Source organism: Caulobacter sp. 602-2 (assembly GCF_011043625.1).
Taxonomy (GTDB): Bacteria; Pseudomonadota; Alphaproteobacteria; order Caulobacterales; family Caulobacteraceae; genus Caulobacter.
In genome coordinates, this window is the sequence record NZ_JAAKGT010000001.1 from 708,373 (window position 1) to 730,811 (window position 22,439).

Consider the following 22,439-nt stretch of genomic DNA (forward strand, 5'->3'; position numbering starts at 1 on the left):
ATCCTTACGCGATCGGCAGCTTCTTCGGCTTGGTGGCCTTGAACCACCAGCCGATGAGCACTTGAGTGATGATGATGGCGGTGAACAGCGAGGTGAACACGCCGATCGCCAGGGTCCAGGCGAAGCCCTTCACGGGGCCCGAGCCGAAGCTGAACATGATGCCGGCCGAGATCAGGCTGGTGATGTTGGCGTCGAGAATCGACACCAGGGCCAGCTTGTAGCCGGTATCGGCCGCCGACATGGGCGACCTGCCGGCCGCCGCTTCGTCGCGCATCCGCTCGTAGATCAGCACGTTGGCGTCGACGGCGACGGCCAGGGTGAGGATCAGGCCGGCGATGCCGGGGAAGGTCAGGGTCGCCTGGCTGAACGACATGATGCCGACGATCAGCAGCACGTTGGCCACCAGGGCCATGGCCGCGAACACGCCGAACAGGCCGTAGGCCAGGATGATGAACACGAACATCGCCGCCGCGCCGATGGCCAGCGAGATGGCGCCGGCCTTGACCGCGTCCGCGCCCAGTTCGGCGCCGACGGTGCGTTGCTCTTCAATGTTCAGTTGGGCCGGCAGCGCGCCCGAACGCAGCAGCAGCGACAGTTCGCTGGCGCTTTCGACGGTGAAGTTGCCGGTGATCTGGCCCGAACCGCCGAGGATCGGCGTCTGGATGGTCGGGGCCGAGATGACCTTGTTGTCGAGGACGATGGCGAAGCGCTTGCCGATGTTGCGAGCCGTGGCGTCGCCGAACTTCTTGGCGCCCGAACCGTTGAAGCGGAACGAGACGACCGGACGGCCGCTCTGGCCGTCGAAGGCCTGCTGAGCGTCGACCAGTTCCTCGCCCGAGACGACGGCGCGCTTCTTGAGGGCGTAGAACGGCTGATAGGAATCGCCGGGTACCAGCACCGTGCCAGGCGGCATGCGGCCCGAAGCCATTTCTTCCTGGGTGACCGTCTCGTCGACCATCTGGAAGGTCAGCTTGGCGGTCTTGCCGATGACGGCCTTCAGGCGCTCGGGATCGCTTTCGCCGGCGGCCTGGATGACGATGCGGTCCGCGCCCTGGCGGGTGATCGTCGGTTCCTTGGTGCCCAGGCTGTCGATACGGCGACGGATGGTCTCGATCGACTGGTCGACGGCCTTGGAGGCGTCGGCGCGGGCGGCTTCGGCCGACAGGGTCAGCTCGATGCGCTGGTCGGCACGCGTGGCGACGTTGACGTCGGTGCCCACGCCGGTGGCCAGCGGGTTGCCCAGCTTGCGCAGTTCGGCGACGGCGGCGTTGACCTTGGCGGCGTCATCGATGCGAACGCCGACCACGCCGTTGGTCTGGGCCAGGCCGTTGAAGTCGATTCCCGCGGTGCGCAGGGTGTTGCGCGCGTCTTCGACCAGGTTGTCGAGGCGCTCCTTGCGCAGTTGGGCGGTGTCGACCTCGTACAGGAGGTACGACCCGCCCTGGAGGTCGAGACCCAGGTTCAGCTTCTGCTTGGGAACCCATCCCGGCAGAGCGTCTAGCGTCTTCTGCGGCAGAAGATTCGGCAGGGTGAAGACGATGCCGAAGATCACCGACAGGGTGACGAGGACAATCTTCCAGCGGGATAGGCTCAGCATGGACTACGAGGCTCTCGACGACGCCAGGGGCGCCAGGGCGGGCTTGATACGAACTAGACTTAAGCTCAGTTCTTGGGGTCGTTGGCCGGGGCCGGTTCGCCCTTGGCCGAGACTTCGGTGATCATGGCCTTGCGGACCTTCACCGTGACGCCCTGAGCGATCTCGACGCCGACTTCCTTGTCTTCCACGCGCACGACCTTGCCGATCACGCCGCTGGACAGAACGACATTGTCGCCGCGCTTGATGTTGTTCAGGGTCGCGAGGTGTTCCTTTTGGCGCTTCTGCTGAGGACGGATCAGCATGAAGTAGAACAGCACGACCATGAGGATGATCGGCGCGATGCCGATGAGCTGCTGCTCCAGGCCACCAGAGGGGTTCATAACGTCTCCACGAATTTCTGCGGGCGGAGCGCCTGAAATAGGGTCCCCGCCAAGTCGGCGGAAGCTATGCGTTCACCTCCTCTTTTGCAATGAGGGCGCGAGAGCGTTAGGAGCGTGGCCATGACCGAAGCCGCCCTGCCCTTGCTCGCCCGCATCGCCGACGCCCTGGATCGCCTGGCGCCGCCCGCTCCCGTCGCGCCCAGCTTCGAAGATGCGCGCCTCTTCCGGCACGAGCCGGTCTCGGGCGCCTTCCTGCCCGCGCCCGACTACGCGATGGACATCGAACTGCTGGTCGGCATCGAGCGCCAGAAGGACCGCTTCCTGCAGAACCTGCGCCGGTTCGCCACCGGCCTGCCCTGCAACCACGTGCTGCTGTGGGGCGTGCGCGGCACCGGCAAGAGCTCGCTGACCAAGTCGGCCTTCATGGCCCTGGCGGCCGAGTATCCCGATCTGAAGCTGGTCGAGGTCGACCGCGACGAGGTCGCCGCCCTGCCCCCGCTGTTCGACGCCCTGCGGGTGCGCGCCGAGCGCTTCGTGGTGCTGTGCGACGACCTTTCGTTCGAGGACGGCGCGGCGGCCGCCAAGGCCCTGAAGTCGGCGCTGGAAGGCGGCGTGGCCGGCCCGCCGGAGAACGTGCTGTTCGTGGCCACCTCCAATCGCCGCCACCTGATGCCGCGCGACCACGCCGAAAGCCAGGGCGCCATCGCCTCGGCCGAGAACGCCGAAGAGGAGATGAGCGTCTCCGACCGCTTCGGCCTGTGGATCGGCTTCCCGCCCATGGATCAGCCGACTTACCTGGCGGCCATCAACACCTATGCCGAGCGCTTCGGGCTGCAGGTCGAGAACCTGGAGCGCCGGGCCCTGCAATGGTCGCAGCTGCGCGGGGCCCGCTCGGGCCGCGTGGCGTGGCAATTTGTCCGCGACCTCGCCGGCGAACTGGGCGTACGCTTGCCCGGATAACACTATCCGGGGGGAAACGTGGCCGACGGCAAGCCGTGGTTCAGGGTCAAGCGTCATGGCTATGGCGCGGGGCCGCCATGCAGTTGGGAAGGCTGGGCCGTCGTCGCCCTCTATATCGGCCTGCTGCTGTCCTCGGCCGTCCTCTACGGCAAGGCCCACCCACGTCTGGTCGGCGTGTTCGTCGTGATCATGACCCTGGTCGTCATGCTAGTCGCCCGTTGGAAGAGCGACGCCCCCTGGCAGTGGCGTGACGGCGAGGAAGACTAGGCCGGATCGCCCGTCGTCGCCGGAGGCGTCTTCTTCTCGGTCAGGGCCACCAGGGCGACGCCGACCATGGTCGCGCCGCCGCCGATCACCAGTTGCGGCGACAGGGCGTCGCCCATGAACAGCACGCCGATCGTGCACGAGACCAGCGGCGTCAGCAGGAAATAGGGCGTCACGCGACCCGGCTCGCGCCGCTGCACCAACCAGAACAGCAGGGCGCTGGCCCCGATCGTCGAGACGACGCCGGCGAACACGACGCAGGCCCAGGCCAGGGGCGGCGCGCTCGAGACCTTGGCCACGACGTCGTCCTCGAAGGCGAAGGACATGGCGATCAGCACCGGCGCGGCGACGAAGGCGGTCAGGCCCTGCACCTTCAGCGGCTTGACGCCCGGGGTCTTGCGCACCAGCACCGTGGCCACCGCCCAGATCGCCGCGGCCACGACGCCCAGCACGATGGCCGGCAGCTCGGCCGCGCCGTGCGGATCAAGGCTCATCCACGCCACGCCCGCGAAGGCGACGGCCAGGCCGATGACAGCGGGGACCCGCATCGTCTCGCCCAGCATGCGCCAGGCGAACAGGGCCGTGAACGGGATCCACAGCTGGGTGGCCACCACCAGCGGGCTCAGCGACCTGGCCATGCCGAAGGCGATGTAGATCAAGGCGAAGTGGATCGGCCCCGACAGCAGCACGATGACCAGCAGCCGTTTCCAGTCGGGGAACGGCGGTCGCACGAACGGGAACAGGAAGGCCAGGGCCAAGGCGAAGCGCAGGCCGCCCACCATCATCGGCGGCAGGGCGGCGGTGGCGAACTTGGCCGCGGCGTTGTTCAGCCCCCAGGTCAGGATGATCGCCAGGATGGCGAGACGCTCGATCGTCGTCAGGGGGCCGGTGGACGCGGACATGGGCCCGCTTGGATCAGACCCCGCCGCTTCCTTCAACCCCGCCGGCCCCGATGACCTCGCGAATAGCCGACAGAAGGATGTCGAGGTCCGCGTCGGGCGTCGTGAAGGCCGGCGTCAGGTAGACCACCTTGCCCATCGGCCGGATCCACGCGCCCTTGGCCGCGAAGGCCTGGCAGAGGGCGCCGACGGCCACCGGCGAGGCGAACTCGACGACGCCGATGGCGCCCAGCACCCGCACGTCGACGACGCCGGGCGCCGATCGGCACGGCTCCAGCCCGTTCTTCAGGGCCGCCGAGACCCGGGCCACGTCGGCCTTCCAGGTTCCGGCCTCGAACAGATCCAGCGACGCGTTGGCGGCGGCGCAGGCCAGGGCGTTGCCCATATAGGTGGGCCCATGCATCAGGGCCGCGCCGGCGTCGTCGGACCAGAAGGCCTCGAACACCGTCTTCGAGGCCACGGCGGCCGACAGCGGCAGCGTGCCGCCGGTCAGGGCCTTGGACAGGGTGACGATGTCGGGCTCGACCCCGGCGGCCTGCATGGCGAAAAGCTCGCCGGTGCGGCCAAAGCCGGTGAAGATCTCGTCGAAGATCAGTAGAACGCCGTGCTTGTCGGACAGTCGCCGCAGGCGGCGCAGGACCTCGGGATCGTGGAACAGCATGCCGCCCGCGCCCTGCACCAGAGGCTCGGTCAGCATGGCGGCGATCTCCGCGCCGCGTTCGGCGAGCAAGGCGTCGAGCGCGGCCTCGCCCGCGTCGTCCAGCGGCAGGTCGGCGATCACCTGGGCGGGCATGACGCCCGAGAACAGGCTGTGCATCCCCTCCTCCGGGTCGCAGACCGTCATCGTCGCCAGGGTGTCGCCGTGATAGCCGCCGCGGAACGACAGGAACCGCGTACGGCCCGCCTCACCGCGATTGATGTGGAACTGCAGCGCCATCTTCATGGCGATCTCGACCGAGACCGAGCCGGACTCGGCGAAGAACACGTGATCCAGCTCGCCCGGCAGGATCGCCGCCAAGCGCGCGGCCAGCCGATAGGCCGGCGCATGGGCCAGGCCTCCGAACATCACGTGAGGCATGGCTTCCAGTTGCTCGCGGACCGCGGCGGCGATGTGGGGGTGGTTGTAGCCGTGCACCGCCGTCCACCAGCTGGCGATGCCGTCGACCAGTTCGCGGCCGTCCTCCAGCACGATCCGCGAACCGTGGGTGCGCACGATCGGAAGCGGCGCCGGGGCCGTCTTCATCTGGCAGTAGGGCCGCCACACGTGCTTGGCGCCCTGGGCGAGCCAGTCGGGAGTGGTCATGGCGATCCTTTCGTTGCGCCGGAGGGGCGCCCCGCCTAGACGGGCTCGGCCCCGAGGGCAAACAGGAATCGGAATGCACAGTCTGGACGCCTTCGCGAGCGGCAAGCTCGCGGCCCTGGAGGCCATGAGCCTGCGCCGCCGCCTAAAGCCCACCCGCCGCCTGCCCGGCGCGGTCGTCGAGCGCGACGGCAAGCGCCTGCTGTCCTTCTCGTGCAACGACTATCTGGGCCTGTCGCAACACCCGACCGTCATCGCCGCCGCCCGAGAGGCCGTCGCGGCCCATGGCGCCGGCTCGGGCGCATCACGCCTGGTCACCGGCGACAATCCACTGATCTCGGAGCTCGAGGCGCGCCTGGCCCGCCTGAAGGGAACCGAGGCCTGCGTGGTGTTCGGTTCCGGATACCTGGCCAACACCGGCGTGATCCCCACCTTCGCCGGCAAGCAGGACGTGGTGTTCGTCGACGAGCTGGCCCACGCCTGCATCTGGGCCGGCGCTCAGCTCTCCGGCGCCAAGGTCGTCAGCTTCCCCCACAACGACAGCGACGCCCTGGCCGAGCTGCTGGCGCAGCATCGCGCGAGCTTCCGCCACGCCCTCGTCGCCACCGACGGGGTGTTCTCTATGGACGGCGACGTCGCGCCCCTGGACTGGCTGTCGGCCGTCTGCGAGGCCAACGACACCTGGCTGCTGGTCGACGACGCGCACGGCGTGGGCGTGCTGGGCGAGGGCAAGGGAACCGCCGCCCTGTTCCCCGAAGCGGTGATCCCGCTGCAGATGGGCACGCTGTCCAAGGCGCTTGGCTCGTACGGCGGCTATCTGTGCGCCTCGCAGGCTGTGGTCGACTTCCTGAAGACCCGGGCGCGCACCGTCGTCTACACCACCGGCCTGCCGCCGGCCTCGGCCGCGGCGGCCATCGCCGCGCTGGACCTGATCGAGGCGGACCCCGCCTTCGCCGCGCAGCCGCTGCGCAAGGCGCGTCTGTTCACCCAGGCCGCGGGCCTGCCGCGCGCCGAGAGCCCGATCGTGCCGGTGGTGATCGGCGAGGCCGACGCGGCCCTGGGCGCCTCGACCGCCCTGGAGGCCGAGGGCTTCCTGGTGGTGGCCATCCGGCCGCCGACCGTTCCGGCCGGCACCGCCCGCCTGCGCCTGGCCTTCAGCGCCGAGCACTCGGACGAGGAGGTCCTGCGCCTGGCCGCCCTGGTCCGCCCCTACGTCGAGGCCGGCCAGTGAGCGCCCTGTTCGTCGCCGGAACCGGCACCGACATCGGCAAGACCCACGTCGCCTGCGCCCTGATCCGGGCCCTCAAGAACAGAGACTTCGCCGTCGACGCCTTCAAGCCGGTGGTCAGCGGCTTCGACCCGGCCGATCCTGCTTCCAGCGATCCGGCGCGACTGGCCGCCGCCCTGGGCGACCCGGCCGCCCTGCCCCGCATCTCGCCGCGCCGCTATCTCGCGCCGCTGGCCCCCAACCTCGCCGCGCGCCTTGAGGGCGACGTCCTGCGGATCGAGGACCTGGCCGCCGACTGCCGCGCGGCTCTCGCCGGCGGTCATGACCTGATGCTGGTGGAAGGCGCGGGCGGGGTCATGTCGCCCCTGACCGACGAGGCCACCAATCTCGACCTGATCGCCGCGCTCGACCTGCCGGTGCTGCTGATCGCCGGCTCGTACCTCGGCACCATCAGCCACGTGCTGACGGCCCTGGTCGCCCTGCGGGCCCGCGGCGTGACCGTGGCCGCCATCGTGATGAGCGAGAGCCTGGACGCGCCCGACCTCGTCCAGACCGCCGACGCCCTGGCCGCCTTCGAGCGCGAGACGCCGATCTTCCTTGCACCGCGCGACGAAGCCTGGGACGCAAGCGAACTGGCCGACCATCTGGCGAAGGGGCTCTGACGCATGCGCGTGGCGATGATCGGCCTGGGCGACATCGCCCGCAAAGCCTACCTGCCGGTGCTGGGAACCCGCGCCGACGTGCAGCTGGCCTTCGTCACCCGCAGCACCGCCACGCTCGACGAACTGGGCGCGGCCTGGCGCGTGGACCGCCTGCACACCGATCTCGACGAAGCGCTGGCCCAGGGCCTCGACGTGGCCTTCGTGCACGCCGCCACCGAGGTCCATCCGGCTATCGTCCGCCGGCTGATCGAAGCCGGCGTGCCCACGCTGGTCGACAAGCCGATCGCCGACACGCTGGACGAGGCTGAGGCCGTCGTGGACCTGGCCGAAACGCGCGGCGTGTCGCTGGCTGTCGGCTTCAACCGCCGTCACGCGCCCGCCCAGGTCGAGGCGGCGGCGCTGAAGGCGCCCTTCGTGCTGATGCAGAAGAACCGCACGGGCCATGCCGACGGCGTGCGCCGCACGGTCTTCGACGACTTCATCCACGTGATCGACAGCCTGCGCTTCCTGGCGCCCGGCGCGACCGAGGCCAGGATCAGCGGCCGCCGTGACGGCGACCTGCTGGAGCACGTGATGCTGCACCTGACCGGCCCTGGCCTCGACGCCGTCGGGATCATGAACCGGACCAGCGGCGCCAACGAGGAGGTGCTGGAGGTGATGGGCGGCGGGATCAAGCGCCGGGTGGTCAACCTGTCCGACGTCACCGATTTCGCCGGCGGCGAGCATCTGGTCCGTCGCGGCGACTGGACCAGCGTCGGCCGCCAGCGCGGCTTCGAGGCGATGATCGACGCCTTCCTTTCCGCCGTGCGCGAGGACCGGCGACTGTCGACCCTCGACGCCCTGGAGACCCATCGCCTGTGCGAACAGGTGGTGGCCGAGCTCACGCCCTGAGCGCCATCGCCGTCTCGGCCCGCGCCCGCGGCGTCGCCGCGATCCAGGCCGACAGGCGCCCCGCGTAGCGCATGGCCAGATCGGCGATCTCGCCGTCCGACAGCTTGTTGGCGCTGTAGGCCAGGAACGGCTCGGTCCACGGCAGGCCGCAGCGGTTGGCCGTGGCGCGAAGAGGCTTGAGCAGGTCTTCCAGCGGATAGAGGTTCATGCCGCCCGGCCCGTAGGCCTGCGGCGTGTTCCCGGCCGTGGCGGCCACCAGCAGCGGCGCGCCCTCCAGCCTGCGCCCCTCAGCGTCGTACGCCAGGTAGAACATCCGCGTCAGGATCAGGTCCTGCCAGGCCTTGAGCAGGGCCGGCGTGGCGTACCACTGGACGGGAAACTGCAGCACGATGCGGTCGGCGCTCAGCAGGCGGGCGACCTCGCGGTCGGCGTCGATCCGGCCGTCGGGATAAAGGCCATGGAGATCGGCGATCTCGACGCCCGGCAGGCGCGCGGCGGCGCCCAGCATGGCGGCGTTGGCGCGCGAGCGGGCCAGGTCGGGATGGAAGGCGAGGATCAGGGTCTTGGTCATCGGAAAAGCTCCTTGGCCGGTTGGCGAGAAGCAGGATCGGCCGACGACCAAGATCATTCCAATGGATAGACCATATGATATAAAATCGATCTCATGAATTTACGTGGGATCGACCTCAACCTTCTCGTCGTGCTCGACGCCCTGCTGGACGAGGCGCACGTGACGCGGGCGGCCACGCGCCTGGCCCTGTCGCAGCCGGCGACCTCCAGCGCCCTGGACCGCTGCCGCCACCTGTTCGGCGATCCGCTGCTGGAGCGCGCCGGCGGGGCCATGAAGCTGACGCCCAAGGCCGAGGCCCTGCGCGGCCCGCTGCGGGCCCTGCTGGCCGACGTCGAAGCCGTGATCAGCCCGCCGGTACAGGATCTCGCCACCCTGCGCCGCGCCGTGCGCCTGGTCATGGCCGACCATCCGGCCGCCATGCTGGCTCCCGCCCTGCTGGCGGACCTGGCCGTCAGCGCGCCCGGGATCGACCTCGTCATCCAGCCCTGGCACGGCGCGACGGCGGCCCTGGATAGCCTGGCGCGGGGCGACAGCGATCTTGCGGTGTCGGTGTTCCCCGCCGTCGACAGCGCCTTCCGCCGCGAGCAACTGCTGTTCGAGACCTATGTCGTGGCCATGCGCGCGGGCCATCCGGCCGCCGAAGGCTTCGACCTGGAGCGCTGGCTGGCCTGGCCGCACGTGCTGGTCTCGGGACGCGGCGAGACCCGCGGCGCGCTCGACCAGGCCCTGGCCGCCCACGGCCGCGAGCGGCGCGTGGGCGTGGTGGTTCCAAGCTTCGGCATGGCGCCGCCGCTGCTGCTGGCCACCGATCTGGTGGCCATGCTGCCCCGCCGCTGCCTGCCGGCGCAGGGACGCGAGGCCTTCGCGGTGTTCGAGCCGCCGATCGCCGTCGAGGGTTTTCCGCTGCACATGGCCTGGCACGCCCGCCGCGACGACGACCTGGCCGTGCGCCACGTCGCCGCCCTGGTGCGGGCTCACCTGGCCGAGGCGGCCTAGAAGTCGGCCGACAGCGTCACCTGGAAGGTCCGGTGCGAGCCCGGCCGGAAGCTGGCGGCCGTGCTCACCGTGGTGCTGATCGTGCCCAGGTAGTCCTCGTCGAAGATGTTGTCGACGTTGATGCGGGCCTTGACCTGCTTCAACGGGCCCACGCCGAAGCCGTCGCCCAGGTCCACATAGGCGTTCCAGACCGTGTAGCCGTCGGTCTGCTCGGTGTTGGTGAAGTTGGTGTAGCGGTCGCTGAGGTGGCGGGCCGAGATGTTGACCAGCGCCCAGTCGGTCGGCTCCCAGGTCACCCCGCCCTGGAACAGCCATGTCGGGAAGTCGGGCAGCGTGTTGCCGGCGATGACGTTGGTCCCGAAGTTGTTCTCGAACTCGGCCCGATTGTACGACAGGTTGGCGTTGAAATAGACCTTGCCGCCCAGCAGTTGCGGCTTCCACTGGCCGCTGAACTCGGCCCCGTGGGCCTCAACGCCGCCGACGTTCTGGAAGAAGGTCTCGGTGGTCGTGCTGCCCGGCACCACCGAGGCGTAGGACTGCAGGCGGTTCTCGAAGGCGGTGTAGTAGGCCACGACCGAGGCGTTGAAGGTCGGCCGGTTGGCGCGATAGCCGATCTCGAGGTTCTGCGAGGTCTCGGCGTCGGGCCCGGGCACGGTCGGGCTGGCGGCCGAGAAGATGTCGTCGGCGCCGCGCGGCAGGGCCAGGTTCTCAGAGTACGACGCGAACACCTGGTCGCGGCTATTGATCGAATAGACCAGGCCCACCTGCGGCAGGAAGCTGTCCTTCCAGTTGTCGGTGATCCGGGGCTGACGCCGGGCGATGTAGTCGGCCGGATTGCGATAGCCGGCGATCTCGTAGTCGATGTCGGTGGCCTTGAAGCCCAGCTCGACCTTCAGCTTGTCGTCGAGCAGGCCGACCGTGTCCTTGAGGAAGAACTGGGTCGTCTCGCGGGTCGAGGTGTAGTTGCGCTGCAGGTGCACCGGCTCGTTCAGCAGCGGCGTGCCGTCCGGATCGCCGTTCTGGGTGTTATAGCGCGCCTGGGTGCGGTGGTAGTCGTCCTTCTCCAGCCAGACGCCGGCCTGCAGGGTATGGATCCCCGCCCGCCAGGTTCCGCCGACGGTGATCCCCTTGCGCGTGCCGTCGACGCCCGACAGGCCGTACTGCAGGCCCTTGGGCGCGGTCAGGCCGGGCACGAACGCGCTCTCGGCGTTGTAGCTGCCCAGCGAGACCGAATAGGCCTCGGGCGAGACGCCGTAGCCGCCCTTGTCTTCGTAGTAGGCGGTCGAGCGGATCTCGAAGGCTTCGCCGATCGGCTTGTTCAGCGACAGGCCGTAGAGGTGGTCCTGCCGGGCGTTGACCGCGAACTTGTAGTACTGGTTGTAGGCCGCGTTTGAGTACGCCACGCCCGGGGCCGTCACCGGCAGGTTGGGCACATAGCCGAGATAGGCGAAGTCCCTGCCCTTGCGCCCGAAGAGGTCGCCCGCCGTTCCGGCATACTGGGCCTTGGTGATAGACGGGGAGTCGTAGTCGAAATAGTCGTTGTGCACGGTCTGGAACGTCAGGTTCCCGCCGCTCTCGAAGGCGTAGTCGATCTTGCCCTCGTAGTGCTCGCGCTTGATGAAGCCGGGACCGCGCCACAGGTCGCCCTTGATCCACGATCCAGCGACATAGCCCGACAGCCGGCCGATCTTGCCGCTCTCCAGGCGCAGGAAGCTGCGGCGCAGGTTGTCCTCGCCCAGGGTCTGGCTGATCGAGCCGCCGGCCTCGGTGTCGGGCGTCTTGCTGAAATAGTCGACGACCGGCCCCAGCGAGGCGTAGCTGGGCAGCGACACATCGCCGGCCCCGGCAGAGGCCTGCACCCGCGCCAGGTTCTCGTTGTCGACATAGCGATAGATCGGGCTGCCGCCGAACTGGTCGCTGCGGCCCATCGGGATCCCGTCGAGCAGGAAGCCGATCTGCTGGAAGTTGAAGGCCCGCACCGACACCGAGTTGCCGAACTCGTACATGCCCAGCGCGTCGTTGGCCTGGACGTTGAAGCCCGGCAGGCTCTCCAGCATCTTCAGGCCCGTCACGCCGGCCGGCGCCGAAAGCAGCGCCTCGCGCGTGATCGAGACGGTGGCGGTGGCCTGGTCGGTGCCGATGGCCACACTGGCCTCCGACACCCGCTTGCCGGTGACCACCACGGCGTCGACCTCGTCGGCCCGCCCCTTGGGATCTTCCTCGGCGAAGGCCGGCGCGCCGGCCCCCATGACGCTGGCCGCCAGCAAGGCGGCCTTCAGACGACGAAACGCACGCTGGTTCGACTTGGCTTGGATCACGGCTATCCCCTGCTTTCTGACCCCCACGGCGAGACTGGCTCCCGACCGCAGGTCAAAAAACAGAAATCGCCGTTACAGGAGCCCACTTTTCTTCGTGGTTCCGTCAGCGACAAACGAGATCATTTAATATGCACCAGCACCGTTACTCGACAGGACGGAGAAACACCGTTCCCGCCCGCCCCGCATACTGATGTCGAGGCAGCTCGATACGGATCTGGATTTGACGCCGAACGGCGCCGGGCGACACCCCGCCTGACGACACCCCATGGCGCCGCGCCCTTCTCGTCAAACCCGCAACCTTCCCGATCGCGCCTGCGGCCTCCGGCGCCGCGCTCTCCGGCGCCGAACGCGCAAAGAAAAGGCGGCCGCCCCTTCCGGAACCGGCCGCCTCTTCGTTTTCATCCGATGACGGATGCTTAGAACGGGATTTCGTCGTCCAGGTCGGCCGAGAAGCTCTCGCGCGGGCCGCTGGGCTGGCTGCGCGGAGCGCCGCCGCCGAAGTTGCCGCCGCCCTGACCGCCGCCGTAGCCGCCGCCACCGCCCTGGCCGTAGCCGTCGTCATAACCGCCGCCGCCCGACGAGGCGCCGGCGCCGTCGCCGCGGCCGCCCAGCATGGTCAACTCGCCGCGGAACTTCTGCAGCACGATCTCGGTCGAGTACTTTTCCTGGCCCTGCTGGTCGGTCCACTTGCGGGTCTGGATGGCGCCCTCGATATAGACGGTCGAGCCCTTGCGCAGGTAGCTCTCGGCGACCTTGACCAGGTTGTCGTTGAAGATCACCACCCGGTGCCACTCGGTCTTTTCCTTGCGCTCGCCGCTGGAGCGGTCGCGCCAGGTCTCGGACGTGGCGATGCGCAGGTTGGCGACGCGGTCGCCCGAGTTGAGGGTGCGGATTTCCGGGTCGGCCCCGAGGTTGCCGACGAGGATGACCTTGTTGACGCTGCCAGCCATTGGCGATGCCCTGTTCTCTCGCCCGGCGACCCAACGCGCCGGAATCTCGAAGCCAGGACGTTAACGACTCGGCAAACAGAAAAGCAAGATTTGTTCTACAAACGTTCCTGTGAACGGAGGCGGTTATCCACCGCCCTCTCCTGCTCAATTCAAGCGATCAGCGCGCCGGCAGCGCGCCCGGAACCGCCAGGCGGCCGTCGCCCGTGCGGACCAGCGACATGAACCGGGCGCCTTCATAGCTGTCGCCCAGATAGATGCCTTCCTTCTCCACGAAGATGAACTTGCCCTGGTAGGAGCCGGTCAGTCGCTCGCGGCGCAGGCCCATGCGCATGAAGCGGATGCGCATGCCTTCCAGGGTGGCCGCGCAGGTCTCCATGTTGGGCACGTTGCGCTCGACCGGGTTGAACTGCAGCGTGCCGTCCTTCTTCTCGATCACGTGGTTGCAGATGCCCTGGTCGAACGGAGCCTTGGTCTGCTTCACGCAGCCGGAAAGGGCGATGGCGCCGACGCCGAGCGCCAGGACGGCGGCGATGGAGGAAACACGCATCAGAGAACTCCTTCGGCTCAGCCGACGCTGGGAATGGCGCAGTTGGCGGCCTGTTCGACCACCAGATGGAACGAGCGGTTGTCGGACGAAGCCTCGATGCGGCCCGGCAGCAGGCGCAGCGTCTCGTCGCCCCAACGGCCGTAGGTGGCGCCGCCCGGACGCTCGCACTTGCCGGCGAACAACTGCTGGATGCAGGCGTTCTGGGTGATCTCGCCCGGCAGCTTGTTCCATTGGCCGCCGGAATAGCGCTGGCAGACGGCCAGGGGCGCGCTGCTGGCCGCGGTCGGCCCTGTGGGCGCGGGCGTCGGGGCGGTCGCGACCGGCGCGCTGACGGCCGGCGGCGGCAGCGGGGTCAGGACCGTGCCGGCCTGGTCGGCCGCGGCAAGGGCCCCGGTCTCGTCGACGCCGACGTCGAGGGCGCCGGTGGCCACGCCGTTCTTCTTGGCGCATTCGGCCAGGGTGGTCTCGCCGACGAACTGGCCGCCGACGAAGCAGCGCAGCGGACGGGCCGGATCGTTCAGCTTGGTGTCGTCCGGACGGCCGGTCTCGACGATCAGGCCGGCGCGCGAGGCCGGCGGCTCTTCGGCCGGCTTGCGGTCCTTGCCGCCCATCAGCGCGAAGGCCACGCCCAGGCCAGCGATCACAGCCAGGGCCGCTCCGCCGCCCAGCAGCACGCGTCGGTCTTTGAGAAGTTCCATGCCCCCTGGCTACGACGCGTCGATGACGGTTTCAAGCGTCGCCGCGCCGTGGAGCGCTTACAATTGTCAACCGCCGGTCAGACGATCGAGCGCGGCCTGGTAGTTGGCGATCTGGTTGGTCAGGTAGGCAGGCGCCGTGCCGGTGGTGGCGCTGTTGGTCGAGGACGTGTCGACCTTCACCCCGTTGGCGATGTCGGCCATCTCGCGATAGGCGTTGCGGATCGCCGCCGTGGCCGACTTCAGGAGGTCGGCGGTCGTGGCCCGCGACTCGGCGTCGGCCAGGCTCATGTCGAGATTGAGCTTGAGGCCGTAAACCGGCCCCTTGCCGTCGGCCGAGACGGTGCGGCCGCTCTCGGTCTTGGTGTTTCGCACCACGCCCGCGGCCAGGCCCAGCGCGTCCAGCACGTCGCTGTCGCCCTTGCCCGGCAGGATCTCGACGGTCGAGGTCTTGAAGGCCGGCGTGATGCTGAGCTTGCGCATGTTGCCGTCGCTGCTGATCGACACCTTGGCCGCGCTGCCCGAGGCGCGACGGATCTTGTCGGCCAGGGTCTCGAGCGTGTCGCTGGCGCTGATGGTGATGGTGGTCAGCGGACCGCGCTCGCGCGTGCGGATCTGGAAGGTGTCGCCCGGACGGGCCGAGGTGGCCGAGACAATCTTGTCCGACTGGGTGAAGTTCATCGCCCCGCGCGGCAGGCCGAAGACGTCCAGCGCGCTGGAGCCGGAGGCGTCGACGGCGATCGAGGTCGGGGTCGCGTAGCCGTCCTTGCCGGTCAGGCGCTGCTCCCAGGACGCCGCGCCGGTGTCCATGTCGATCTGGGCGACATAGCCGTCCTTGGTGCCGACGGTGGGCAGGCCCGCCAGGTCCTTGCCGGCCGCCCCGACCAGCCAGACCTGGCCGTTCGAGACGGCCATGCCGGTGACGGTGTCGTCGCCCGTGCCGCCGTAATAGGCCATCGTGTCGTCGGCGGTGTCGGTCAGGTCGAGCGAGATCCGGGCGACGAAGCCGTCCGAACCGCCCGAAGCGGCCGAGGCGACGTTGCCCACCGACAGCTCGCCGTTGGTGGTGTAGCCGCCGATGTAGAGCTGGCCGTCGTCGATGGCGATGCCCGCGATGTCGCCGCCCTTCAGGGTGCCCAGGTCGCGCACCGCGCCCACGGTCATGGTGGCGGCCTTGGTGTAGGTGACGGCCTTGGTCTCGTAGATCCCGGCCGAGTTCAGCGAGGTGCGGTTCTCGGTGACCACGGTCGTGCCCACGTCGAAGCTGCGCAGCTTGGCCTGGCTGCCTTCCTTGCTGGCCACGATCACCTTGCCGCCGTCGACGACCATGCCCGACACGGTGTCGTTCTCGGCGCTGCCGAAATGGGTGGTGAACAGCGCCTTGGGCGTGCCGGCGATATCGGTCGCGAAACCGGTCAGGTAGTTGTCGTAGCCGCCCTGCGAGGCCGAACCGGTCGCGCCCGGCAGGTCCGACTTGGTGCGGCCGGCCACGTAGACGACGCCGTCCTGGCCGAAGGCGACGGCGGTGGCCTCGTCCTCCAGCAGGCCGCCGCGACGGACGGTCCAGGCCTCGTCGCCATTGGCGTCGTACAGCGACACGAAGCTGTCGGTGACCGTGCCGTTGCTGTCGGAGTTGATCGGGCCGGTCGTGGCGCCGTTCAGCGTGCCGGCCACCGAACCGGCGATGGCGACCTTGCCGTCGTCGGAGACCGCGATCGAGTAGCCGGTGGCGGTGTCGGCCGCGCCCAGGCTGCGGGCGTACAGAAGCTTGCCGGCCGAGTCGTACTTCAGCAGGGCGACGTCCTGGTCGCCCTTGATGGTCTGGCTCTCGACGCTCTTTTCGACGTCGGCCAGCACGTAGATCGAGCCGTCGGGGCCGGTGACGGTCTTGTGGACCTTGGCGACCGTGCCTTCCAGCGTGTCGGAGAACACCTTGGCCCCGGCCACGCCGGCGCTGGAGCCCGTGCCGTACTTGGTCAGGGTGTTCTCGATGACCGCATCGTCGGTCTTGGTGTCCTTGTCGGGGTCGGGATTGCCGGCCTCGGTGGTGATGTAGACCGCCGGCTTGGGGGCCGGGGCGGTGAAGCTCAGCTTCTCGATGGAATCGCCGCGGATGCGCAGGGCGAAGTCGTCGCCGGTGGCCGGCAGCTTCACGGTCTGGCCGTTGACGGTCGTCGTGCGCTCCACGCCGGGCGTGCGCTCGACGGCGAAGGTGGTGTTGTAGCCGGCGGCCTGGAGCTTGCTGTTGAAGAAGCTGACCACGTTGGACATCGTCCGCGGCGTCGAGCCCATCTCGGCCAGGTCCATGGTCAGGTTCTGCGTCTCGCCGAACTTGGTGACCGACATCGTGAACTTCTGGTCGCCCTTGAACGCGGGGACCTCGTCATCGAACTGGCCGCTGTAGAGCGTGTTGGTGACGTAGCCGTAGACGTTCTTGGGCACGCCGACCTTGGACTTGTCCTGCGTCATGGCCGCGCCGGTGGTCAGGCGCATGCCCTCGGTATTGGCGCTCTGGACGTAGTTGGTGAGCTCGGTCAGCCCCTTGGTCAGCGCCGTCTGCAGGCGCTTGATCTCGCTGTCGGAAACGTTCTTCTCGCTGGCGCGGTTGGCGATCGCCGTCAGGGTGTTCAGCGCCTGATAGGCCGAGAACAGCTTCTTGTAGTCGCCCTTGATGCCCGGCGCGGCGGCCTCGGCGGCGCCTTCGTCGACGAACTTGCGGCCGTTCAGCGCCGCCTTCACCAGGTCGCTGGGCTCGGTGGTCACCGTGGTCCACGGCGCGGCCGGGATTCCCTGCTTGGCCGTGGAGGTGGAGCTGGTCGTGCCCGACGACAGCGCGGACGCGGCCGTGCCCACACCAAGCTTGGCCTGGTAGTAGCTCAGCAGCGAACTGGTGTCGAAAGTGATCACGACGGCTTCCACAAAGGGCGCACTACGCCACGCGTGGCAATGATCGGATACGAACGCTGACGTTTCGTTAAGACGTGTGAATAGTCTCGATCACGCCGCGATCAGGTGCGCGTCGCTCAACGACCGGCGGGCCTCTTCGCGCAGTTCGGCCCATTCCTCGGCCAGGATGCCCAGCAGCACGACGTCGCGCGGCTCGCCGTTTTTGAGCACATGGCCGCGCAGATAGCCCTCGCGACGGAAGCCCGAGGCCGACTGGGCCTTAAGCGCCGCGTCGTTGTCGGCCATCACCTCGGCGAACACCTTGTGCAGGCCAAGCTCGCCGAAGGCGCGGTCGAGACCCAGAACCTGCGCCGCCCGCCCTACCCCGCGCCGACGCGCGTCGGCGGCGCCGACGAACCAGTTCCAGCCCGCGCGGCGGTGATGCGACTGAAGGCCCGTCAGGGTCAGCAGGCCGGCCGGAGCGCCGGCGCGCACGATCATCCAGCCGCGCATGTCGGGATCGTTGCGCAGGCTTTCGAACCACTCGGCGTGCGCCTCGTGGCTGGGGAACGCCGCGTCGGACATCCAGCGGTCGACCTCGGGCTCGGCGCGCCACTGGAACAGCACCGCCTCGTCCTCGTCCTTCAAGTCCCGCAGTTCGATCATGCCAAGCGAATCCCCTTGCGCTGCAGGAAGCACAGTAACCACGCAAGAAACGCCGGCCTAGCGAAAGACCGGCGTTTCGTATGACAATTACGTAGCGGCAGGCGCTTGCGTCAGCCGTTGCCGAACAGCGACAGGATGATCTGCGGGGCGCCGTTGGCGATCGACAGCGCCTGGGCGCCCAGCTGCTGCTTCACCTGCAGGGCCTGCAGGCGCGCGCTTTCCTTGGCCATGTCGGCGTCGACCAGGTTGCCGACACCGGTCTCCAGCACGTCCGACAGCTTCGAGACGAAGGTGTTGTGAGCGTCGATCTGCTTGGCTTGCGAACCGATCGAGCCGACCGCCTGGTTGACCGTGGCGATCGTGGTGTCCAGGCGGGCCAGCACCGCGGTGGCCTGGGTCAGGGTGGCGATGCTGTCGCCGGCCAGCAGGCTGTTCTTGGGGCTGCCCAGCGACAGGGTCTGCAGGTTCAGCGAGATCACCGTCTGGGCGTCGGCGTCGGCCAGGAAGGTGATGGCGTTGGTCTGGCTGCCGTCGAGGATGTTGGCCCCGTCGAAGGTGGCGCTGTCGACCACCTGGGTGAGGTTGCTGAGCAGCCCCTGGAAGTCGGCGTTGAGGGCGGTGCGGGCCTGGGTCGACAGCGAGCTGTCCTTGGCGGCGACCACCTTCTCACGCATCAGGTTGAGCAGGTCGGAGACCGACTCCCCGGCCGTCAGGGCGACGTCGGCGATCGAGGTGGCGCGGTCCAGGCTCATCTTGACCGAGGCCAGGGCGGAGCGGTCGGCCTGCTGGTCCTGGGCGATCGACCAGACGGCGGCGTTGTCCTTGGCGCTGGAGATCGCAAGACCGGTGTTGATGCGGGTCTGGACGCCCTGCATCTCGTCGTTGGTCTTGTTCAGGTTCTGCAGGGCGATCAGCGCAGGCTGATTGGTGTTCACGCTCAGCGTCATCACGATCTCCGAACGGCGTTCTCGCCGATTTACGAGGAGCTCGGTGCGCGATTCGACGCCCGAGCGGATCGGCCGTGAACTTGCCGCCCGGGGAGTAAGAATATGGTTAACGCGCGTAAACCATGATGCGCCTGCGACGTCGCGCCGCAAGCGTGCATCCGAACCGTGGCGCGCGAAGGCCTGCTAGGTCAGGCCGTCGTAGATGGCGCCGGGGCCGTAGGAGGCCGATTCCTTGAACCGCAGCACGTCCTCGCGGGGATACTGCTTGAGGGTTTCACCCGTCCGCCGATCCACCGTCTTGTAGACGTATACGCCGCTGTCGGTGTCCTGCTCGATCACGAGACGCAGGTCGCCAGGCTGGGGGCCGTCATCGACGACCTTCTGCTCGGCGGGCTTGCGGGCCTCGGCCTTGCCGGTTCCGGAAACGACTTCGCCGTCCGAGGCCTTGCCCGGGACGGTCATGGGAATGATCTGGTTTTGCGCGGGCGGCTCTTGAACCTGAGCCGGCAGCGCGGCCTTGTTTTCCATCTCTCCTGCCACCGCCGTTCAGCGGCGCCTTCTTTGCTCCCCTCCCCGGCCGAAGGCCGAGAGAAAGGCGGGGGCGACCCGAAAGGATCGCCCCCTGCTCGTCCCTTATCGGAACAGGCTCAGAACCGTGCCGGTCGACTGGTTGGCGATCGACAGCGCCTGGATGCCCAGCTGCTGCTTGGTTTGCAGGGCTTGGAGCTTGGCGCTTTCCTTGGCCAGGTCGGCGTCGACCAGGTTGCCCACGCCGGCGTCGAGGCTGTCTTGCAGCTTGCCGACGAAGTTCAGGTGGGTGTCCAGGCCGGTCGAGCTGGTGCCCAGCGAAGCCAGCTTGTTGGTCGTCGTCTGCAGAGCCGTGTCGATGGTGGTGATCATCGTCTTGGCCGCAGCGGCGGTCGTGAAGGTGGTCGTGGTGCTCAGGCCGATGCCGGTCAGCGACAGGGTCTTGGCGTTCACGGTGATGGCCGTGCCGTCCGAGTTGGCCAGGAAGCTGAGCTTCGTGGTCTTACCGTCGATGATGCTGGCGCCGTTGAACTTGGCGTTGGTCACAGCCTTGGTGATCTGGTCGCGCAGCGAGGTGAAGTCCGCTTGCAGCGCCTTGAACGAAGCCGTGTTCAGCGAGGTGTCGGAAGCGGCCAGGGCCTTTTCCTTCATCTTGCCGAGCAGGTCGGTCACCGTGTCGCCGGCCGCCAGCGCGACGTCGATCGTGGACTGACCGCGTTGCAGCGAGTCCTTCACGGCGTTGAGCGAGGAAGCGGTGGCCGACTGGTTCTTGGCGGTGGCCCAGATCGCGCCGTTGTCCTTGGACGAGCCGATCTTCTTGCCGGTGTTGATGCGTTGTTGCGTAACGCTGAGCTCGCTGTTGGTCGAGTTCAGGTTTTGCAGGGCGATCATCGCGCCCGAGTTCGTGTTGATGCTGTTCAGCGCCATAACGAATATGTTCCTATTTCAGGTTGTCCGACGTCATTTTGACTGCCGGGAGCGTTTTGCTCGCTGAACTAGGAAGCAACTACCGGGCCAATCCTGCCCACTCGCCGAAAAATTCTAAGTCATTGAAATTACGACGTTATAGGTTCGTTTAGAACGTTCGATCCCGGCAATTTCTGCCGAGGCGGGCACGCTGTCGGCAAATATTGCCGGGCAGGTTTCGGCAGATGCGACCGAATTGCCCACCCGCAAACCGACCGTCGATCGCCGAAAATCAGCCCTCGGAACAAAAGAAAACGCCGGGCGATCTTTCGATCGCCCGGCGCTTGGTCGCCAGGTTCGGCGCTTCTTCGATCAGCCGCGGAAGAGCGACATGATCGATTGGGGCGCCTGGTTGGCGATGGACAGTGCCTGCACGCCCAGTTGCTGCTTGGTTTGCAGCGACTGCAGCTTGGCGCTTTCCTTGGCCATGTCCGCATCGACCAGGTTGCCGACACCGGCGTCGAGGCTGTCCTGCAGCTTGCCCATGAAGGTCAAGTGCATGTCCAGGCCCACCGAGTTGGTGCCGAGCGAGGCCAGCTTGTTGGTCGCGGTCTGCAGAGCCGTATCGATCGTGGCGATCATCGTCTTCGCAGAAGCGGCCGTCGTGAAGGTCGTCGTCGTCGTCAGACCGATGCCCGTGAGGGACAGGGTCCGCGAGGTGACGGTGAACGCCGCGCCGGTTTCGTTCGCCAGGAACGCGAGCTTGGTGGTCGAACCGTCCACCACGCTGGCGCCGTTGAACTTGGCGTTGGTCACGGCCTTGGTGATCTGGTCGCGCAGCGACGTGAAGTCGGCCTGCAGCGCCTTGAAGGAAGCGGTGTTGAGCGAGGTGTCGGAAGCGGCCAGGGCCTTTTCCTTCATCTTGCCGAGCAGGTCGGTGACCGTGTCGCCGGCCGCCAACGCAACGTCGATGGTCGACTGACCGCGCTGGAGCGAGTCCTTCACGGCATTCAACGAGCTCGAGGTCGCGCTCTGCATCTCCGCCATCGACCAGATCGCGCCGTTATCCTTGGCGTTCGAGATCTTCTTGCCGGTGTTGATGCGTTGCTGGGTGGTGGTCAGCTCCGAGTTGGTGGCGTTCAGGTTTTGCAGCGCGATCATCGCGCCGGCATTGGTGTTGATGGAGTTGGCGATCATAGGAACCTACCGTTTTGGTGGAGAGCCCCGGCGTTTTGCCGGTCGGGCGTTTTGCCCGCGGGAACCATCGCAAGCGGCGGGCCAGTTCAGGCCAAATCGCAATCCACTGAAATAAAACGGAAATTTCGAAACGTAGGCCGGAAACGAAACCGCCCGACGAATGCAACATTCGCCGGGCGGCAGGTTTTTCCGAAGAGGGGCGGCAATCGGCGCCGAGCTGGACCTTAGGGGATCAGGCCGCTTCGGCGCGGGCGGCCAGGCCCTGCATGATCATGCGGTTGATCTCGATCAGCGGCTCGAAGTCCTCTTCCTTGCGCATGACCAGGCTCGAGTGACGACCGACCCAGATGCTCAGCGAGATGATGCTCGCGCGCAGTTCCTTGGTCATGGTGTTCTCGGGCAGGGCGCAATCGGTCGCCAGCGCCGACCAGACGCGACGATTCCAGTCCAGCGCATGGATGCGCGTCTGGATGTCGTTCACGTCGGCCTGCGAAGCTTCCATGAGGGCGCGAGTCACCTGTCCGAACAGGCGATACTCGACCTCGCGCGGATTCTCAGTCCTGGTCGCCGCCTGCTGGTAGGCCCGAAGAGACATTCCCCAACCTCTCGTCTTCGTAATCGATCAACTTACGGCTCAGCATGAGCGCCTTGTAGTACTCGCGGGCCATGACGTGCTTGGAGATCGCGATGCAATCGGCCAGGACGCCAGGGTTACGCACCACGCCCATGAACTCGGTCAGGCGCGTGGCGAACTCGTCGTAGTATTTCTCCGCGCCGCTCTCTTCCAGGTACATCATCATGACCGGGAAGTAGATGTGACGCGATGGCGTGGTCACCTGGTCGGGCTGCATGATGTCCTTTTCACGCAGCACCGAGGCCTTGTTCTGCAGGACCAGCACCCCGCGACGATCGCCGTTCTGGACGACCGCCCCGTTGAGCACGAATTTCTCGCCGGGCTTCAGCGACAGCTTCAAAGGCACTTCTAGCCGTTCCTTTCCATCGCTGCGCCCGTCCGCCTCGATGGCGGTTCGCCGGTATGGCGTTCGACCGG

At 67.7% G+C, this 22,439-nt stretch carries 23 protein-coding genes; 6 read left to right on the forward strand and 17 right to left on the reverse strand.

Features of this window, described 5'->3' with window-relative positions:
• Nucleotides 1–4 precede the first annotated feature (4 nt).
• Nucleotides 5–1,597 (reverse strand): protein translocase subunit SecD, encoded by a 1,593-nt coding sequence (secD, locus tag G5B46_RS03190; protein WP_165255984.1) that lies wholly within the window; start codon nucleotides 1,595–1,597, stop codon nucleotides 5–7.
• Between the two features lie 65 nt (nucleotides 1,598–1,662).
• A complete protein-coding gene (gene yajC / locus G5B46_RS03195; protein ID WP_165255986.1) occupies nucleotides 1,663–1,977 on the reverse strand; it encodes a preprotein translocase subunit YajC in 315 nt (104 codons plus the stop codon).
• A 120-nt stretch (nucleotides 1,978–2,097) separates the two neighbouring features.
• Here yajC and G5B46_RS03200 point away from each other — a divergent pair, with 120 nt between their 5' ends.
• Nucleotides 2,098–2,937, forward strand: coding sequence for an ATP-binding protein (locus G5B46_RS03200; RefSeq protein WP_165255988.1), 840 nt, complete (start codon nucleotides 2,098–2,100; stop codon nucleotides 2,935–2,937).
• Nucleotides 2,938–2,955: 18 nt separating this feature from the next.
• Complete coding sequence (locus G5B46_RS03205) at nucleotides 2,956–3,204, forward strand: hypothetical protein (protein WP_165255990.1); 249 nt, start codon at nucleotides 2,956–2,958, stop codon at nucleotides 3,202–3,204.
• Here the strand turns inward: G5B46_RS03205 and G5B46_RS03210 are convergent.
• On the reverse strand, nucleotides 3,201–4,103 hold the full coding sequence (locus G5B46_RS03210; protein WP_165255991.1) for a DMT family transporter: 903 nt from the start codon (nucleotides 4,101–4,103) through the stop codon (nucleotides 3,201–3,203). The two genes, G5B46_RS03205 and G5B46_RS03210, sit on opposite strands and share 4 nt — an antisense overlap.
• Nucleotides 4,104–4,116: 13 nt before the next feature.
• Nucleotides 4,117–5,403, reverse strand: a complete 1,287-nt coding sequence (locus G5B46_RS03215) for an adenosylmethionine--8-amino-7-oxononanoate transaminase (protein ID WP_165255993.1) — start codon at nucleotides 5,401–5,403, stop codon at nucleotides 4,117–4,119.
• A gap of 73 nt (nucleotides 5,404–5,476) precedes the next feature.
• On the opposite strand from G5B46_RS03215, the gene bioF reads away from it, so the two are divergent.
• Genes bioF through G5B46_RS03230 form a run of 3 tightly spaced genes read left to right on the forward strand, consistent with a single transcriptional unit; the run spans nucleotide 5,477 to nucleotide 8,181 of the window.
• Nucleotides 5,477–6,631 (forward strand): 8-amino-7-oxononanoate synthase, encoded by a 1,155-nt coding sequence (bioF, locus tag G5B46_RS03220; RefSeq protein WP_165255995.1) that lies wholly within the window; start codon nucleotides 5,477–5,479, stop codon nucleotides 6,629–6,631.
• On the forward strand, nucleotides 6,628–7,290 hold the full coding sequence (gene bioD / locus G5B46_RS03225; protein ID WP_165255997.1) for a dethiobiotin synthase: 663 nt from the start codon (nucleotides 6,628–6,630) through the stop codon (nucleotides 7,288–7,290). The genes bioF and bioD overlap by 4 nt, the downstream gene beginning before the upstream one ends.
• Nucleotides 7,291–7,293: 3 nt before the next feature.
• Nucleotides 7,294–8,181, forward strand: a complete 888-nt coding sequence (locus G5B46_RS03230) for a Gfo/Idh/MocA family oxidoreductase (RefSeq protein ID WP_165255998.1) — start codon at nucleotides 7,294–7,296, stop codon at nucleotides 8,179–8,181.
• On the opposite strand, the gene G5B46_RS03235 is transcribed toward G5B46_RS03230, so the two are convergent.
• Nucleotides 8,171–8,752, reverse strand: a complete 582-nt coding sequence (locus G5B46_RS03235; RefSeq protein ID WP_165256000.1) for an NAD(P)H-dependent oxidoreductase — start codon at nucleotides 8,750–8,752, stop codon at nucleotides 8,171–8,173. The genes G5B46_RS03230 and G5B46_RS03235 overlap by 11 nt on opposite strands.
• 93 nt (nucleotides 8,753–8,845) lie before the next feature.
• On the opposite strand from G5B46_RS03235, the gene G5B46_RS03240 reads away from it, so the two are divergent.
• Nucleotides 8,846–9,748, forward strand: a complete 903-nt coding sequence (locus G5B46_RS03240) for a LysR family transcriptional regulator (protein WP_165256002.1) — start codon at nucleotides 8,846–8,848, stop codon at nucleotides 9,746–9,748.
• Here the strand turns inward: G5B46_RS03240 and G5B46_RS03245 are convergent.
• The 12 genes from G5B46_RS03245 to flbT all read right to left on the reverse strand — a co-directional run bounded on the left by G5B46_RS03245 (nucleotide 9,745) and on the right by flbT (nucleotide 22,368).
• Nucleotides 9,745–12,066, reverse strand: a complete 2,322-nt coding sequence (locus G5B46_RS03245; protein ID WP_346764859.1) for a TonB-dependent receptor — start codon at nucleotides 12,064–12,066, stop codon at nucleotides 9,745–9,747. The two genes, G5B46_RS03240 and G5B46_RS03245, sit on opposite strands and share 4 nt — an antisense overlap.
• Nucleotides 12,067–12,482: 416 nt before the next feature.
• Entirely contained in the window at nucleotides 12,483–13,016 is a 534-nt protein-coding gene (ssb, locus tag G5B46_RS03250) for a single-stranded DNA-binding protein (protein WP_101715735.1), read from the reverse strand.
• 157 nt (nucleotides 13,017–13,173) lie between these two features.
• Nucleotides 13,174–13,563: a hypothetical protein gene (locus tag G5B46_RS03255; RefSeq protein ID WP_165256004.1), complete on the reverse strand. Its 390-nt coding sequence runs from the start codon at nucleotides 13,561–13,563 to the stop codon at nucleotides 13,174–13,176.
• Nucleotides 13,564–13,580: 17 nt separating this feature from the next.
• Nucleotides 13,581–14,261 (reverse strand): hypothetical protein, encoded by a 681-nt coding sequence (locus G5B46_RS03260; protein WP_165256006.1) that lies wholly within the window; start codon nucleotides 14,259–14,261, stop codon nucleotides 13,581–13,583.
• 66 nt (nucleotides 14,262–14,327) lie between these two features.
• Entirely contained in the window at nucleotides 14,328–17,165 is a 2,838-nt protein-coding gene (locus G5B46_RS03265) for a hypothetical protein (protein WP_165256007.1), read from the reverse strand.
• A 90-nt stretch (nucleotides 17,166–17,255) separates the two neighbouring features.
• Entirely contained in the window at nucleotides 17,256–17,810 is a 555-nt protein-coding gene (gene pseH / locus G5B46_RS03270; RefSeq protein ID WP_165256009.1) for a UDP-4-amino-4,6-dideoxy-N-acetyl-beta-L-altrosamine N-acetyltransferase, read from the reverse strand.
• A 110-nt stretch (nucleotides 17,811–17,920) separates the two neighbouring features.
• Nucleotides 17,921–18,757 carry a flagellin gene (locus G5B46_RS03275; RefSeq protein ID WP_165256011.1) on the reverse strand — a complete coding sequence of 279 codons (837 nt, stop codon included), beginning with the start codon at nucleotides 18,755–18,757 and terminating at the stop codon, nucleotides 17,921–17,923.
• A 183-nt stretch (nucleotides 18,758–18,940) separates the two neighbouring features.
• On the reverse strand, nucleotides 18,941–19,285 hold the full coding sequence (locus G5B46_RS03280) for a flagellar protein FlaG (RefSeq protein ID WP_165256012.1): 345 nt from the start codon (nucleotides 19,283–19,285) through the stop codon (nucleotides 18,941–18,943).
• 105 nt (nucleotides 19,286–19,390) lie between these two features.
• Nucleotides 19,391–20,212 (reverse strand): flagellin, encoded by an 822-nt coding sequence (locus G5B46_RS03285; RefSeq protein WP_116491545.1) that lies wholly within the window; start codon nucleotides 20,210–20,212, stop codon nucleotides 19,391–19,393.
• A gap of 351 nt (nucleotides 20,213–20,563) precedes the next feature.
• Nucleotides 20,564–21,388, reverse strand: coding sequence for a flagellin (locus tag G5B46_RS03290; RefSeq protein WP_109099650.1), 825 nt, complete (start codon nucleotides 21,386–21,388; stop codon nucleotides 20,564–20,566).
• 232 nt (nucleotides 21,389–21,620) lie between these two features.
• Nucleotides 21,621–21,983: a flagellar biosynthesis regulator FlaF gene (flaF, locus tag G5B46_RS03295; RefSeq protein ID WP_165256014.1), complete on the reverse strand. Its 363-nt coding sequence runs from the start codon at nucleotides 21,981–21,983 to the stop codon at nucleotides 21,621–21,623.
• Nucleotides 21,943–22,368: a flagellar biosynthesis repressor FlbT gene (gene flbT / locus G5B46_RS03300; protein ID WP_101715744.1), complete on the reverse strand. Its 426-nt coding sequence runs from the start codon at nucleotides 22,366–22,368 to the stop codon at nucleotides 21,943–21,945. The genes flaF and flbT overlap by 41 nt, the downstream gene beginning before the upstream one ends.
• Nucleotides 22,369–22,439 lie beyond the last annotated feature (71 nt).

Excerpts from the sequence above, each read along its gene's own strand:
- bioF (WP_165255995.1), top strand. The coding sequence starts at position 5,477 with ATGCACAGTCTGGACGCCTTCGCGAGCGGCAAGCTCGCGGCCCTGGAG.
- G5B46_RS03215 (WP_165255993.1), bottom strand. The coding sequence starts at position 5,403 with ATGACCACTCCCGACTGGCTCGCCCAGGGCGCCAAGCACGTGTGGCGG.
- G5B46_RS03235 (WP_165256000.1), bottom strand. The coding sequence starts at position 8,752 with ATGACCAAGACCCTGATCCTCGCCTTCCATCCCGACCTGGCCCGCTCG.
- G5B46_RS03255 (WP_165256004.1), bottom strand. The coding sequence starts at position 13,563 with ATGCGTGTTTCCTCCATCGCCGCCGTCCTGGCGCTCGGCGTCGGCGCC.
- secD (WP_165255984.1), bottom strand. The coding sequence starts at position 1,597 with ATGCTGAGCCTATCCCGCTGGAAGATTGTCCTCGTCACCCTGTCGGTG.
- yajC (WP_165255986.1), bottom strand. The coding sequence starts at position 1,977 with ATGAACCCCTCTGGTGGCCTGGAGCAGCAGCTCATCGGCATCGCGCCG.
- pseH (WP_165256009.1), bottom strand. The coding sequence starts at position 17,810 with ATGATCGAACTGCGGGACTTGAAGGACGAGGACGAGGCGGTGCTGTTC.
- G5B46_RS03200 (WP_165255988.1), top strand. The coding sequence starts at position 2,098 with ATGACCGAAGCCGCCCTGCCCTTGCTCGCCCGCATCGCCGACGCCCTG.
- G5B46_RS03210 (WP_165255991.1), bottom strand. The coding sequence starts at position 4,103 with ATGTCCGCGTCCACCGGCCCCCTGACGACGATCGAGCGTCTCGCCATC.
- G5B46_RS03290 (WP_109099650.1), bottom strand. The coding sequence starts at position 21,388 with ATGATCGCCAACTCCATCAACACCAATGCCGGCGCGATGATCGCGCTG.
- flaF (WP_165256014.1), bottom strand. The coding sequence starts at position 21,983 with ATGTCTCTTCGGGCCTACCAGCAGGCGGCGACCAGGACTGAGAATCCG.
- G5B46_RS03230 (WP_165255998.1), top strand. The coding sequence starts at position 7,294 with ATGCGCGTGGCGATGATCGGCCTGGGCGACATCGCCCGCAAAGCCTAC.
- G5B46_RS03280 (WP_165256012.1), bottom strand. The coding sequence starts at position 19,285 with ATGGAAAACAAGGCCGCGCTGCCGGCTCAGGTTCAAGAGCCGCCCGCG.
- G5B46_RS03240 (WP_165256002.1), top strand. The coding sequence starts at position 8,846 with ATGAATTTACGTGGGATCGACCTCAACCTTCTCGTCGTGCTCGACGCC.
- G5B46_RS03275 (WP_165256011.1), bottom strand. The coding sequence starts at position 18,757 with ATGACGCTGAGCGTGAACACCAATCAGCCTGCGCTGATCGCCCTGCAG.
- ssb (WP_101715735.1), bottom strand. The coding sequence starts at position 13,016 with ATGGCTGGCAGCGTCAACAAGGTCATCCTCGTCGGCAACCTCGGGGCC.
- G5B46_RS03285 (WP_116491545.1), bottom strand. The coding sequence starts at position 20,212 with ATGGCGCTGAACAGCATCAACACGAACTCGGGCGCGATGATCGCCCTG.
- G5B46_RS03260 (WP_165256006.1), bottom strand. The coding sequence starts at position 14,261 with ATGGAACTTCTCAAAGACCGACGCGTGCTGCTGGGCGGCGGAGCGGCC.